Source organism: Pseudomonas sp. HT11, from assembly GCF_044875395.1.
Taxonomy (GTDB): domain Bacteria; phylum Pseudomonadota; class Gammaproteobacteria; order Pseudomonadales; family Pseudomonadaceae; genus Aquipseudomonas.
In genome coordinates this window covers 585,366-598,455 of sequence record NZ_CP173217.1, presented here as the reverse complement: position 1 = coordinate 598,455, position 13,090 = coordinate 585,366, and the positions used below count along the sequence as shown (strand labels likewise).

The following is a 13,090-nucleotide window of genomic DNA, read 5'->3' as shown; positions in this document are numbered from 1 at the left end:
CTATAGCCCGTTAAGGCGAAAAGCCAATTCGGCCCGTTCCGGGCGTGTAGAACGCAAGTGATGATCGCGCCCCAATCATGGCTAATGAAACGACAGCTCCAACGACAAAACCCACTACCCTCGCGGCTTGGATAAAGCGCCTGGACGATGTGCTGCTGCCTGTTCCTCAGGCTAGTCACGAACGCGTGTGCAAGGCCATCCGCGATAGCCGTAGTTCTTTACGGGATATTGCCGAGCTGATGCAACACAGCCCGGCGCTGGTGCTCAGCGTGATGCGCGAGGCCAACGGCCAGGCCCATGGCAGCCTGTCAGGGCCGGCGGAAAACCTCGAAGTGGCGCTCAACCGCCTTGGCCTCAAACGCGCCGAGGAGTTGCTGGCGCGCCTGCCCTCGGTGCCGGAAAAAGACATTCCGGTGGCCCTGCGCCAACTGCTGCTGGTGAGCCAGCACGCCTCCCAGCAAGCCAACGGTTTGTTCGCCAGCCGCCTCGCGCGGTTGTGGCAAGACATTCATTGGGGCAGCCTACTGTTTCTGTCGCCGCTGTGGCCGATGGCCGTCGCCTACCCCAAGCTTCTGGAAGAATGGGAACTGCGGGTGATCCACAAAGGCCAGTCGGCACACAAGGTCGAACAGGCACTGTTCGGCGTGCGCCTGCTGGACTTGTGCCGCGGCTTGACCGAAGCCTGGCACCTGCCGATCTGGGTCTCCCAAGGCTACAACCTGCTGCTGACCGAACAGCGCTTGCTGGTCAAGGCGCTGCACATCGCCCGTGAAGACGACGCGCTACGCCAACAGCAATTGCTCGACGCCGAACCCAACCTGCGCCGCTGGCTGAACCAGCCGGCCAACACTGTGCTGCTGGCCAACGGCCTGGCGATGTCGGCGCAGGAATCCTGGACCTGCCCGCACACCGAGCGCTGGCAGTACCTCACCGCGCTGTACCTGCAAGAGCCGCTGAGTGACGTGCAGCAACAGGTTCACCAGCAAGCGGTGACCAGCGCACGCACGACCTTGATGCCTGACCTCTGGCACCCGGCGTTGTCGCTGATCTGGCCGTGGCATGTGCAGAAAATCCATCGCGGCCTGTTGCCGGCGCCGCCGCCCACTGCCGAAGCACTCGCCGTGTGGCGCAAGCGTTGCACCGAGCTGCTGGTCGAACCGAGCCGTTTTGCCAATGCCATGCACCTGACCACCTGTGCCCGAGAAGCCTTGGTCGCCAGTGGCATGCAGCGCGTCTTGTTGTTCATGGCGGACCGCGCCTTGAGCACCTTGCGCGTGCACCAGGCCGACGGCTTGCCCAAGGACGCGGCGAACCTGAGCCTGGACGTGGTCAACAGCACGCTGCTGCAGCGCCTGCTGGAAAAGTCTGCCCAGGTACGCCTCACGCCAGACAATCACGCACAGTTCTCGGCCTTGCTGCCGCCGATCCTGCGCCGCCTGTTCAATGGCGAACACCTGTTGCTGCGTTCCTTGAGCTGCAACGGCAAGGTCGTGATGCTGATGGTCGCCGATCAGGGCGGCGGGCCGTTCTCGGAAACCACCGTGCAGGCCTTCGGCAAAACCGCTCAATGCATCGAGAAAGCGCTGCACAGCTTTACCAACCGCAGCGCTTGATGCTTGCGCTACAATCGCCCTCTTTTATCGCCAACAATTGTGCCCAGGAGACCTCACATGCCTGACTTCTCTGGCTTGCCGCTGGTGATCGAGTCCAGCGACCTGCTCGGTCAACTGGATGCCGAACACCTGATTCTGGTGGACCTCACCAGTGCCGCCCGCTACGCCGAAGGGCATATCCCCGGCGCGCATTTCGTTGACCCCAAGCGCACCCAACTGGGCCAGGCGCCCGCACCGGGTTTGCTGCCGCCCAAGGCCGACCTCGAAAAACTGTTCGGCGAACTGGGCCACACCCCGGATGCCACCTACGTGGTCTACGACGACGAAGGCGGCGGCTGGGCCGGGCGCTTCATCTGGATGCTCGACGTGATCGGCCATCAGAAATACCACTACCTGGACGGCGGCCTGCTGGCCTGGCTGGAAGAGAAATACCCAGTTTCCACCGAAGTGCCCGCCCCCGTCGGCGGCCCTGTCAGCCTCACGCTGCATGACGGCCCCACGGCCACTCGCGAATACCTGCAAAGCCGACTCGGCGCAGCCGACCTGGGTATCTGGGATGCCCGCGGCCCGCTGGAATATTCCGGCGAGAAAGTGCTCGCCGCCAAGGGCGGACACATCCCCGGCGCCGTGAACTTCGAATGGACCGCCGGCATGGACAAGGCGCGCAACCTGCGCATCCGCCGCGACATGCCGCAGATCCTCGAAGACCTCGGATTGACCAAAGACAAAGAAATCATCACCCACTGCCAGACTCACCACCGCTCTGGCTTCACCTACCTGGTGGCCAAGGCGCTCGGTTATCCGCGAGTCAAAGGTTATGCCGGTTCCTGGGGCGAATGGGGCAACCACCCCGACACCCCCGTTGAGATTTAAGGTTTAAGGACAGTTAATGAAAAAGCAGTTGTTTATCCTCAGCCAGTACTTGCTGCCGCACCACTTGCTCTCGCGACTGGCCGGCTGCATCGCCGAGTGCCGCGTGCGCTGGTTCAAGAACGCCTTCACCGCCTGGTTCGCCAAGCGCTACCAGGTGGACATGTCTCAAGCCCTGGTTGAAGACTTGACCGCCTACGAGCATTTCAACGCCTTCTTCACCCGCGCCTTGAAAGACGGCGCGCGCCCGCTGGATCAAACCCCAGGCGCGGTACTCAGCCCGGCCGACGGCGCCGTCAGCCAGCTTGGCCCAATCGAACACGGCCGCGTGTTCCAGGCCAAGGGCCACAGTTTCAGCGTGCTGGAATTGCTGGGCGGCGATGCAGCATTGGCTGCACCGTTTATGGGCGGTGATTTCGCCACTATTTATCTGTCGCCAAAGGACTACCACCGCGTGCATATGCCGCTGGCCGGCACGCTTCGCGAGATGGTCTACGTGCCGGGTCGGATTTTCTCGGTCAACCAGACCACTGCCGAAAACGTGCCTGAGCTGTTTGCCCGTAACGAACGTGTCGTCTGCCTGTTCGACACCGAACGCGGCCCGATGGCTGTAGTGTTGGTGGGTGCGATGATCGTCGCGTCGATTGAAACCGTATGGGCCGGGCTGGTGACGCCGCCAAAACGCGAGCTGAAAACCTTCCGCTACGACGAGGCTGCACGCGCACCGATTCACTTGGAGAAAGGCGCGGAGCTGGGCCGCTTCAAGCTGGGTTCGACTGCAATTGTGCTGTTCGGGCCGGATCAGGTTAAGTGGGCTGAACAACTGGTGGCGGGTACGCCGGTGCAGATGGGCCAAGGCATCGCCGCTCCTAAAGCCTGACACCGAACCCAATGTGGGAGGGGGCAAGCCCCCTCCCACATTTTTAACTGCGTTTTGCCAGTTACAACTGACCGTCGCGGTCGCGCAAGCCCAGCAGGTACAACACGCCATCCAGGCCCAACGTCGAGATCGCCTGCTTGGCCGATTGCTTGACCAGCGGCTTGGCGCGGAACGCCACACCCAAGCCGGCAATCGCCAGCATCGGCAAGTCATTGGCGCCGTCACCGACCGCAATGGTCTGTTCCAGACGCAAACCTTCCTTATGCGCCAATTCCCTCAGCAGATCCGCCTTGCGCTGCGCGTCGACAATCGGCTCCACCGCCACGCCCGTCACCTTGCCATCCACCACTTCCAGCTCGTTGGCGAACACATAGTCGATGCCCAGCTTGGCCTGCAGTTGCTTGGCGAAGTAGGTAAAGCCGCCCGATAGAATCGCGGTCTTGTAGCCCAGGCGCTTGAGTTCGGCGAACAAGGTTTCGGCGCCTTCGGTCAGGCGCAGCGAGGCGCCGATCGAGTCCAGCACACCCACATCCAGGCCTTTGAGCAGCGCCAGGCGCTCCTTGAAGCTGGCACGGAAATCCAGCTCACCGGCCATGGCGCGCTCGGTGATTTCAGACACTTGCTCGCCCACACCGGCAGCCTTGGCCAACTCGTCGATGACTTCGGCTTCAATCAGCGTGGAGTCCATGTCGAACACCGCCAGGCGGCGGTTACGGCGGAACAGCGAGTCTTCCTGGAAGGCGATGTCGACATTCAGCTCCTGAGCCACGCTCAAGAACTCGGCGCGCAGCGCTTGCGGGTCCGCCGGTTCGCCGCGCACGGAAAACTCGATGCAGCCCTTGCCCTTGTCGACTGGCGTATCGAGCGGCATGCGACCCGACAGACGGTCGATATGATCAATATTCAACCCGTACTGGGCAGTAATCGAGCTGACGCGCTGCAGCTGCTCGGCGGTGACTTTGCGGGTCAGCAGCGTCACGATGTGGCGTTTTTTGCCCTGGCCGTCGACCCAATGCTGGTAGTCGGCTTCGGAGACCGGGGTGAAACGCACCTGCTGATCGAGCTTATACGCCGTAAACAGGATGTCCTTGAGCACCGACGAAGCCTGTTCGGTACTCGGGATTTCCACGAGGATGCCGAACGACAGGGTGTCGTGGATCACCGCCTGGCCGATGTCGAGAATGTTCACACCACCCTGGGCCAGCACACCGGTAATGGCTGCGGTGAGACCCGGTCGGTCAACACCTGTGATGTTTATCAGGACAATTTCGCGCAAAGCGCACCCCCAGGCTGGAAAAAAACCGCATTCTACCCACTTTCAGTGACCATCGGGCACAGCCAGCGCTTTGCCGGTCCCAGGCCTGTCGCTATACTGCGCGTCAACTTCACGGACTAAAGAGCCGAGCTCAAGTGAACCGGCCTACGCCAGTAAAAACCGATAACTTCTTCCTGCTGATCTTCCGGGCACTGCGCCACCGCCGTGTACCGATCGCATTACGCATCGCCAGCCATAACGTGATCCTGGTCGCTCTGGCCCTGGTGATCTATGCCTGCGTGATGGGCTTGCAGTTCAAGCAGGCCATGCACGAGCAAGCCGACGCCCTGGGCGAGAGCCTGACCACTCAGACCGCCACGTCGGCGACTGAGCTGCTGGTGTCCAACGACATCCTCAGCCTCAACGTGCTGCTCAACAACCTGACCAAGAACCCGTTGGTGGCCCACGCCGCGATCTACAGCGTGGACAACCGGATCATGGCCGAAGCCGGGCAACGCCCGAAAAACGGCCTGCTGGGTGAAGCCGAAGGTTTGTATTCGAGCAATATCACGTTTCAGGATGTGAAGGCCGGCCAACTGCGCATCAGCCTGGACATGCAGCAATTCCAGCAGCCGATGACCATCAGCCTGCAAAGCATGGGCATCCTCAGTGCGATCCTGCTGGCATTGGCCCTGGCCTTGAGCTTGCGCCTGGGCCGGCATATCTCCACGCCGCTGATGCAACTGCGCATCTGGCTGCGCGATATTGACGAACACACCCCGGCCACCGATCGCCAGGATGAGATCGGCGACCTCGCCCGCCAGCTTCACGCCAGCTTCGCTCCCGAGCCGGTAGTGCCCGAGGTCGAACCCGAGCCCGAGTACGACGACACCGATTACGACGACGAACCCGAGTTTGAGGTGCGCGACCTGCGTGATCCGGGCTTTGACGAAAGTGCCCCGGTGGCAGGCCTCAAGCCCGCGCCCCGCCAGGTCATCAAGGCTGAGGAAGATGAACTGGATGATGAAGACCCGTTCTCCGACCTGCGCGATACCTCGGCCGCCCCCCCGGCGGTTGCGCCTAAGCCTGAACCGGCGAAGAACACCGAGCCACAGCACAGTGCCGTATTGGCCGTGCAACTGGGCGCCCAGGACCAACTGCGCCGCCTGCCCCGCGCCCGCCTGACGGAATTGCTGGAACGCTACCGCGACTGCCTGGACCAGGCCGCCTCGCTGTATCAGAGCGAGCTGCACACCCTGAACGACGGCAGCACGCTGATGCTGTTCCACAGCGAAGACAGCGGCGAAGATTACCTGACCAACGCTATTTGCTGCGGCGAGTTGTTGCGCGCACTGGGCCATGCTCTGCAGATCGAAGTGGCCGACAGCGGCATCACCTTGCAACTGCAGCTTGGTTTGACCGTGGGCGATGATCTGTTTGGCATGAGCCAGATCGACCTGCTGCTGACTGAAATCGCCCAGGATGCGCTGGCCTTGTCGCAACACAGCCGCAACCTGCTGCTGGTGGAGCGCAAGATCAGCGAAGACACGCTGATTCGCCAACGCGCGCGTATCCGCCCGATTGCCAGCCCTGAAGGCGCCAGCTGTGTGGAACGCTTGATGGAGCCGTATCCGTCGATGCTGGAGCGGCAGTTGGCGCGGATGCATGAGACCCGTACCAAGTCCTGAGGAACACCGCCAAGCCCACTGAGCAGTGGGCTTGTGGGGGTGCGGGTTTGCTCGAAGGCGGTGTGTCAGTCGCCAGACTTATCGACTGATCCAACGCATTCGCGGGCAAGCCCGCTCCCACAGTTGATCTTCAGCATGGCTCGAATCGCAGACAAACAAAAAGGCCCGCTGAATAAGCGGGCCTTTTGTTTGTCTGCGATTCAGATCAGAACCTGAACACTTCCATGTCCGTACGAATCGGCGTAGCCATCGGCATCTTCGGCTTTTCCGGCGCTGCGGGCTTGGCCTGAGCCGGGGCTTGCTTGCGCGGTGCCTCGGCAATCGGCGGCTGGTTGGCCAATGGCTTGAGCGCCACCGACAACTGCTGCGCCAGATGCTGCAACAACACGCCCTGGGCCTGGACCTGGGACGCGGTGGTGCCGCTGTGTTCTTCCTGCAAATGCACGATGCGGTTATCGCGCACCTGGCCACGGCGGTCGATCAGACGCCACTGCGCGTCGAGGATGGCCGGCTGCGAGGCGCCCGAGTCGAGCCGCGTAATGGTCAGCAACACCTGCACATCCGGAGTAAAGCCGGTTGGCGCAGGCGCGAGCACCACACGCTGACTGTCCAGATGACCGGCCACCTGGCGCAACATCAGCTGGTTGATGTCGGACGACAAGCTGCCCGCCCAACGGCCGTCAGTGGAACCTTGCAGGCTGCCGTCGTTCTGACGTTGCAGCAGGGTTTCGCGTTGCAGGTAATCGGCTACGACTACCGGGCCAAGCAATACGGCCATGCCAGCGGTTTGCGCCGGCTGAGCTGGACTTCCGCTGTCCAGCTGGTACAGCGACACCGGTTGGTGCGTGCTGCAACCCGCCAGCCCCAAAAGGCCAGCGAGCATCAAAAATAAAGGAAGGCGTGGAGCAGTCATCATCCCATCCAGGTGGCTGCCACAAGGCGAACCACAATGTAATACTAAAAATAACCTAAATACGCTCGGCCACGCCGGCGCTGGAAAGGCCATATCATCCGTGAATATGCGCCATGACTCCAGCGCGAAAGCGCCGATCTACGCGTTAAATCGTAGATCGAGGGCTCTAATACGCCTTAAACCGACGTTTCGACCAACAAAGCATCCACTCGCTGGAAGCCCCGCGGCAGTTTGTTACCGCGCCGACCACGCTCACCCTTGTAATGTTCCAGGTCGTCAGCACGCAGCGACAGCGTGCGTTTGCCAGCCTGAAGGACCAGGGTAGAGCCTTCCGGGATCACGGCAATGTCGGTCACGTACTCTTCGCGACTGGCCACCCGCTCCCCGGGAATCCCAATAATCTTGTTGCCCTTGCCTTTACCCAGCTGCGGCAAGTCACTGATCTTGAACACCAGCAGACGCCCTTCGGTGGTCACCGACGCCAGCCAGTTGCTCTCGCGGTCTTCCACTGTGCGCGGCAGGATTACCTTGGCGTTGTTGGGCAAGCTCAACAACGCCTTGCCCGCCTTGTTCTTGGCCTGCAGGTCTTCACCCTTGACCACAAAACCGTATCCCGCGTCGGAAGCGATCACATACAGCGAATCATCATCGGGCAGCAGCACGCATTCGAAACTCGCCCCCGGTGGCGGTGTGAGTCGCCCGGTCAGAGGCTCGCCCTGGCCACGCGCCGAAGGCAACGTGTGCGCCGGCACCGAGTAACTGCGCCCGGTGGAATCGATGAACACTGCAAATTGGTTGGAACGCCCGGCAGCCGCGGTCTTGAAGCCATCCCCGGCCTTGTACGAGAGCCCGGTAGCGTCAATATCATGCCCTTTGGCAGAGCGAACCCAACCCTTTTCCGACAGAACGACGGTAATTTTCTCGTTAGGCAACAGCTCGGTTTCTGTCAGAGCTTTCGCTTCTGCGCGCTCGACGATTGGCGAGCGACGGTCATCACCATAGGTTTCGGCATCTTTGATCAGTTCGCTGCGCACCAGCTTCTTGAGCTTGGCTTCGCTGCCCAGCAGCGCTTGCAGCTTGGCTTGTTCCTTGAGCAGTGCATCCTGCTCGTCGCGCAACTTCATCTCTTCCAGGCGCGCCAACTGACGCAGGCGGGTGTCGAGGATGTAGTCGGCCTGGATCTCACTCAGCTCGAAACGCGCGATCAGTTCGGCTTTCGGGTGCTCGGCGGTACGAATGATGTGGATCACTTCGTCCAGGTTGAGATAAGCAATCAGCAGGCCGTCCAACAGGTGCAGGCGACGCTCGACCTTGTCGAGGCGAAATTGCAGGCGGCGGCGCACGGTTTGTATGCGGAACTCCAGCCACTCCACCAGCAAGTTGCGCAGGTTTTTCAGCTGCGGCTTGCCGTCCAGGCCGATGATGTTGACGTTGACCCGGTAGCTCGACTCCAGGTCGGTACTGGCAAACAGGTGCTGCATCAGCACTTCGTGGTCGACCCGGCTGTTGGTCGGGATGATCACGATGCGGCATGGGTTCTCGTGGTCGGACTCGTCACGCAGGTCAGCGACTTGCGGCAGTTTCGACGGTTTGGCCTGCATCAGCGCGGCGATCTGTTCCAGCACCTTGGCGCCAGACACCTGGTGCGGCAGCGCGGTGACAATAATGTCGCCGTCTTCGATGTGGTACACGGCGCGCATGCGCACCGAACCCTTGCCGGTTTCGTACATCTTCAGCAAGTCGGCGCGCGGTGTGATGATTTCCGCTTCGGTCGGGTAGTCCGGGCCCTGGATATGCTCGCAGAGCTGCTCGACCGTGGCCTTGGGTTCATCCAGCAAGCGTACGCAGGCGGTGGCGACTTCACGCAGGTTGTGCGGCGGCACGTCGGTGGCCATGCCGACCGCGATGCCGGTGGTGCCATTGAGCAGGATATTCGGCAAACGTGCCGGCAACACCAAGGGTTCGTCCAGGGTGCCGTCGAAGTTCGGACCCCAGTTCGCGGTGCCCTGGCCCAACTCGCTGAGCAGCACTTCGGAGTAACGCGACAGGCGCGCTTCGGTGTATCGCATGGCCGCGAAGGACTTGGGATCATCCGGCGCACCCCAGTTACCCTGACCGTCCACCAGCGTGTAGCGGTAGCTGAACGGCTGGGCCATCAGCACCATGGCTTCGTAGCACGCCGAGTCGCCGTGCGGGTGGAACTTGCCGAGCACGTCGCCGACGGTACGCGCCGACTTCTTGTGCTTGGAATCAGCGTCCAGCCCCAACTCACTCATGGCGTAGATGATGCGCCGTTGTACCGGCTTCAGGCCGTCGCCGATATGCGGCAAGGCACGGTCCATGATCACGTACATGGAGTAGTTGAGGTAGGCATTTTCGGTGAAGTCAGCCAGCGACCGGCGTTCTACGCCGTCTAAGCTGTCTGCGAGGATGTCACTCATGCGGGCCTCATCATTGTGTGGTCTGGCGCAGCAGCAATGTGCCGCTGCGCTGGGTAAATTCAAGTTGTTTCAATGCACTCATGCCCAGCAGCACCTGTTCCCCGTCCAAGCCCGGCGCCACGATCGCGCGGACGTCCTGCAGGACGATATCGCCCAGTTTCAGGCGGTCGAGGTGGGTGCGGTAGCCCTGAACACGGCCGTTGGCGGTGCTCAAGGTCACCGGCAGGCCACGTTTAAGCCCGAGGCGGTCGGCCAATTCGGCCGGCACCGCCACATCGGTCGCGCCGGTATCGAGCATAAACTCCACCGGCTGACCATTGATCTGGCCGCTGGCAACAAAATGCCCTTGGCCGTTGCCCAGCAATTTCACTTCGATGTAACCCTCGTGTTGCTGAGAGGTCACCACCGCATTGGGATTTTCCTGACGTGCTTCCCACTGCCCAAAAAACCGCGTAGCCAAAAACAGCCCGGCGCCCCACGCCACAAACATCAGCACACGTCCGGCGCGCTTGCCGGGCGGCTGCCCGCTCATGGCTGGGCGCTCCAGCCGCCGGCAGGCGCGGCGAAACGATAGACCACAGGGCGTTTTTCACCATCGGCACGCGGGCCAAAATTGTTGTCGATCCCCAGCCAGGCGCCCTCTGCATCCACCACCAGGGCTTCGGCCAGGCCGTAGGGCTGGGCATAGCGCCGTTTCGGCATCAGGGTTTCGTCGGCAAACGACCAGCACAGCTCGACTTTGGCGGTGACCGCATCGCGCCGGCAAATCTGAAACGCATTGCGCTCCAGGGTAAACAGCTTGCCGTCAAACAGCGCCAGGTCGGCAAAGTCCTTGGACACAGCCTTGGCGTTGGTGAACTGCGCCGGCTGCACTTCCTGGCCAGCCTCGCTCAACAACACACAGGGACCGTCACAATCCCATACGCTCTGCCCGCGCTTGATCGAGATTAAGCCACGCCGCTCACGCTCGGCCGCCAGCCAAATCTGATTACCGGCAGGATTCACCGCCAGGCCTTCGAACAAAGCGTTGAAGTGCAGCAACATGCCACTGGCGCGGGCTTCACGCACCATGCCGGAGGCGATTTTCAACCATTCAGGGGCGCCCGCCATCGGCACTTGCAGCACCGCCGCATGGGCTTCGCTGACAATGTAGCGGTTGCCGGCGGCATCGCAGGTAATGCCTTCAAAATCGAGGTCGCCACCGCGGATGAATGACGCAGCCTTGGTGCGCGAGCGCAAACCCCAGGGCAAACCGGACTCGGGCACCGGCGGCACGTCAATCTTCACGGTTTCGGCCTGCCAGGTCGGCGCACTGATATCGAGTCGGTAAATCTGGTCGTCATCGCGATCGGACACCGTCCACAGCTCTTGGCCACATACCGCCAGGCCCGACAGGTTACCGCCACGCATGCCGTCCACCGGATGCTCGGATATCAGCTTCAGCTCAGCCACGGGCTCGGCAACCACTTGGGCCGCCGCCAACCCGCTCAACATCAGGATCGCCAGGGCGAAACCTGTGCGCATCAGCCCAGAACCTCGGCCAGGTTGCCTTTGGACTCCAGCCAGGCCTTGCGATCCGGTGCACGTTTTTTCGCCAGCAGCATGTCCATCATTTCCGACGTGCCGGCGAAGTCTTCCAGGGTCAACTGCACCAGGCGCCGCGTGTTCGGGTCCATGGTGGTTTCGCGCAGCTGCGGCGGGTTCATCTCACCCAGGCCTTTGAATCGCGTGACCTGTGGCTTGCCGCGTTTCTTCTCGGCGACCAGGCGGTCAAGGATGCCATCGCGCTCGGCTTCGTCCAGCGCGTAGAAAATCTCTTTGCCCAAATCGATACGGTACAGCGGCGGCATGGCGACGTAGACGTGACCGGCATCCACCAATGGGCGGAAGTGCTGGACGAACAGCGCGCACAGCAACGTGGCGATGTGCAAACCGTCGGAGTCGGCGTCGGCGAGGATGCAGATCTTGCCGTAGCGCAGCTGGCTCATGTCCGCCGCGCCTGGGTCGACGCCGATGGCCACGGCGATGTTGTGCACCTCTTGGCTGGCGAGGACTTCGCTGCCATCGACTTCCCAGGTGTTGAGGATCTTGCCGCGCAACGGCAGGATCGCTTGGAATTCCTTGTCCCGCGCTTGCTTGGCAGAGCCGCCGGCGGAGTCACCTTCGACCAGAAACAGTTCGGAACGCATCGGGTCCTGCCCGGCGCAATCGGCCAGCTTGCCTGGCAATGCCGGGCCTTGGGTGATGCGCTTGCGCTCGACCTTTTTGCTGGCCTTCAAACGGCGGCCGGCGTTATTGATCGCCAACTCGGCCAGGGCCAGGCCCAGCTCCGGGTGCTCGTTGAGCCACAGGCTGAACGCATCTTTGACCACGCCGGAGACAAACGCCGCCGCTTCACGCGACGACAGGCGTTCTTTGGTCTGACCGGAGAATTGCGGCTCCTGCATTTTCATCGACAGCACGAACGCGATGCGCTCCCACACGTCTTCCGGCGCCAGCTTCACGCCGCGCGGCAACAGGCTGCGGTATTCGCAGAATTCGCGCATGGCGTCCAGCAAACCCTGGCGCAAACCGTTGACGTGGGTGCCGCCCTGGGCCGTGGGGATCAGGTTGACGTAGCTTTCCTGCACGCTGTCGCCGCCTTCAGGCAACCACAGCAGCGCCCAGTCGACGGCTTCTTTATGACCGGCCAGGCTGCCGCAGAACGGCTCGTTGGGCAGGCGTTCAAAGTCGCTGACAGAGTCTTCGAGGTAGGAACGCAGGCCGTCTTCGTAATGCCACTCGACCTTCTCGCCGGTGCCTTTGTCTTCAAAGCTGACCAACAGGCCCGGGCACAGAACGGCCTTGGCCTTGAGCACATGCTTGAGGCGGCTGATGGAAAATTTGGGTGAATCGAAGTATTTCGGGTCCGGCGCGAAGTACACGCTGGTGCCGGTGTTGCGCTTGCCAACGCTGCCGATCACTTCCAGGTCGGTGGCTTTGTAGCCATCGGCGAAGGTCATCTGGTACTCGTTACCGTCGCGCTTGACCTTGACCCTGACCTGCGTGGACAGGGCGTTGACCACGGAAATACCCACACCGTGCAAGCCACCGGAAAACTGGTAGTTCTTGTTGGAGAACTTGCCGCCGGCGTGTAGCTTGGTGAGGATCAGCTCGACGCCCGACACACCCTCTTCGGGGTGGATGTCCACCGGCATGCCGCGACCATCGTCGGACACTTCCAGGGAATGGTCGGCGTGCAAGATGACTTGTACCGACTTGGCATGCCCGGCCAAGGCTTCGTCGACGCTGTTGTCGATGACTTCCTGGGCAAGGTGGTTCGGCCGGCTGGTGTCGGTGTACATGCCTGGGCGTTTACGCACCGGGTCGAGGCCCGAGAGGACTTCGATGGCGTCGGCGTTATAAGAGCTAGCGCTGGGAGTGGCCATGG

10 protein-coding genes are annotated in these 13,090 nt (G+C 61.9%); 4 read left to right on the top strand and 6 right to left on the bottom strand.

The features are described 5' to 3' along the window. Positions 1–77 precede the first annotated feature (77 nt). The 3 genes from ABWL43_RS02545 to asd are packed head-to-tail and all read left to right on the top strand — an operon-like array spanning position 78 to position 3,363. Entirely contained in the window at positions 78–1,613 is a 1,536-nt protein-coding gene (locus ABWL43_RS02545; protein ID WP_262209710.1) for an HDOD domain-containing protein, read from the top strand. Positions 1,614–1,670: 57 nt separating this feature from the next. Then, entirely contained in the window at positions 1,671–2,486 is an 816-nt protein-coding gene (locus tag ABWL43_RS02540; protein WP_242198946.1) for a rhodanese-like domain-containing protein, read from the top strand. A gap of 16 nt (positions 2,487–2,502) precedes the next feature. Further along, a complete protein-coding gene (gene asd, locus ABWL43_RS02535) occupies positions 2,503–3,363 on the top strand; it encodes an archaetidylserine decarboxylase (protein ID WP_404486584.1) in 861 nt (286 codons plus the stop codon). 61 nt (positions 3,364–3,424) lie between these two features. Here asd and serB read toward each other — a convergent pair whose 3' ends face one another. Further along, positions 3,425–4,639, bottom strand: coding sequence for a phosphoserine phosphatase SerB (gene serB / locus ABWL43_RS02530; protein ID WP_404486582.1), 1,215 nt, complete (start codon positions 4,637–4,639; stop codon positions 3,425–3,427). Between the two features lie 134 nt (positions 4,640–4,773). Between serB and ABWL43_RS02525 the strand changes: the two genes are divergently transcribed. After that, complete coding sequence (locus ABWL43_RS02525) at positions 4,774–6,306, top strand: AhpA/YtjB family protein (protein ID WP_404486580.1); 1,533 nt, start codon at positions 4,774–4,776, stop codon at positions 6,304–6,306. 205 nt (positions 6,307–6,511) lie between these two features. Here the strand turns inward: ABWL43_RS02525 and ABWL43_RS02520 are convergent, their stop codons facing one another. The 5 genes from ABWL43_RS02520 to parE form a co-directional block, all read right to left on the bottom strand. Further along, positions 6,512–7,219, bottom strand: a complete 708-nt coding sequence (locus ABWL43_RS02520; protein ID WP_145160133.1) for a membrane integrity-associated transporter subunit PqiC — start codon at positions 7,217–7,219, stop codon at positions 6,512–6,514. A gap of 176 nt (positions 7,220–7,395) precedes the next feature. Next, a complete protein-coding gene (gene parC / locus ABWL43_RS02515) occupies positions 7,396–9,660 on the bottom strand; it encodes a DNA topoisomerase IV subunit A (protein WP_404486578.1) in 2,265 nt (754 codons plus the stop codon). A gap of 10 nt (positions 9,661–9,670) precedes the next feature. Next, positions 9,671–10,192, bottom strand: a complete 522-nt coding sequence (locus ABWL43_RS02510) for a TIGR02281 family clan AA aspartic protease (RefSeq protein WP_145160129.1) — start codon at positions 10,190–10,192, stop codon at positions 9,671–9,673. Next, positions 10,189–11,184 (bottom strand): esterase-like activity of phytase family protein, encoded by a 996-nt coding sequence (locus ABWL43_RS02505; protein WP_404486576.1) that lies wholly within the window; start codon positions 11,182–11,184, stop codon positions 10,189–10,191. Before ABWL43_RS02505 ends, ABWL43_RS02510 begins: the two co-directional genes overlap by 4 nt. After that, positions 11,184–13,088: a DNA topoisomerase IV subunit B gene (gene parE, locus ABWL43_RS02500; protein ID WP_145160125.1), complete on the bottom strand. Its 1,905-nt coding sequence runs from the start codon at positions 13,086–13,088 to the stop codon at positions 11,184–11,186. Before parE ends, ABWL43_RS02505 begins: the two co-directional genes overlap by 1 nt. Positions 13,089–13,090 lie beyond the last annotated feature (2 nt).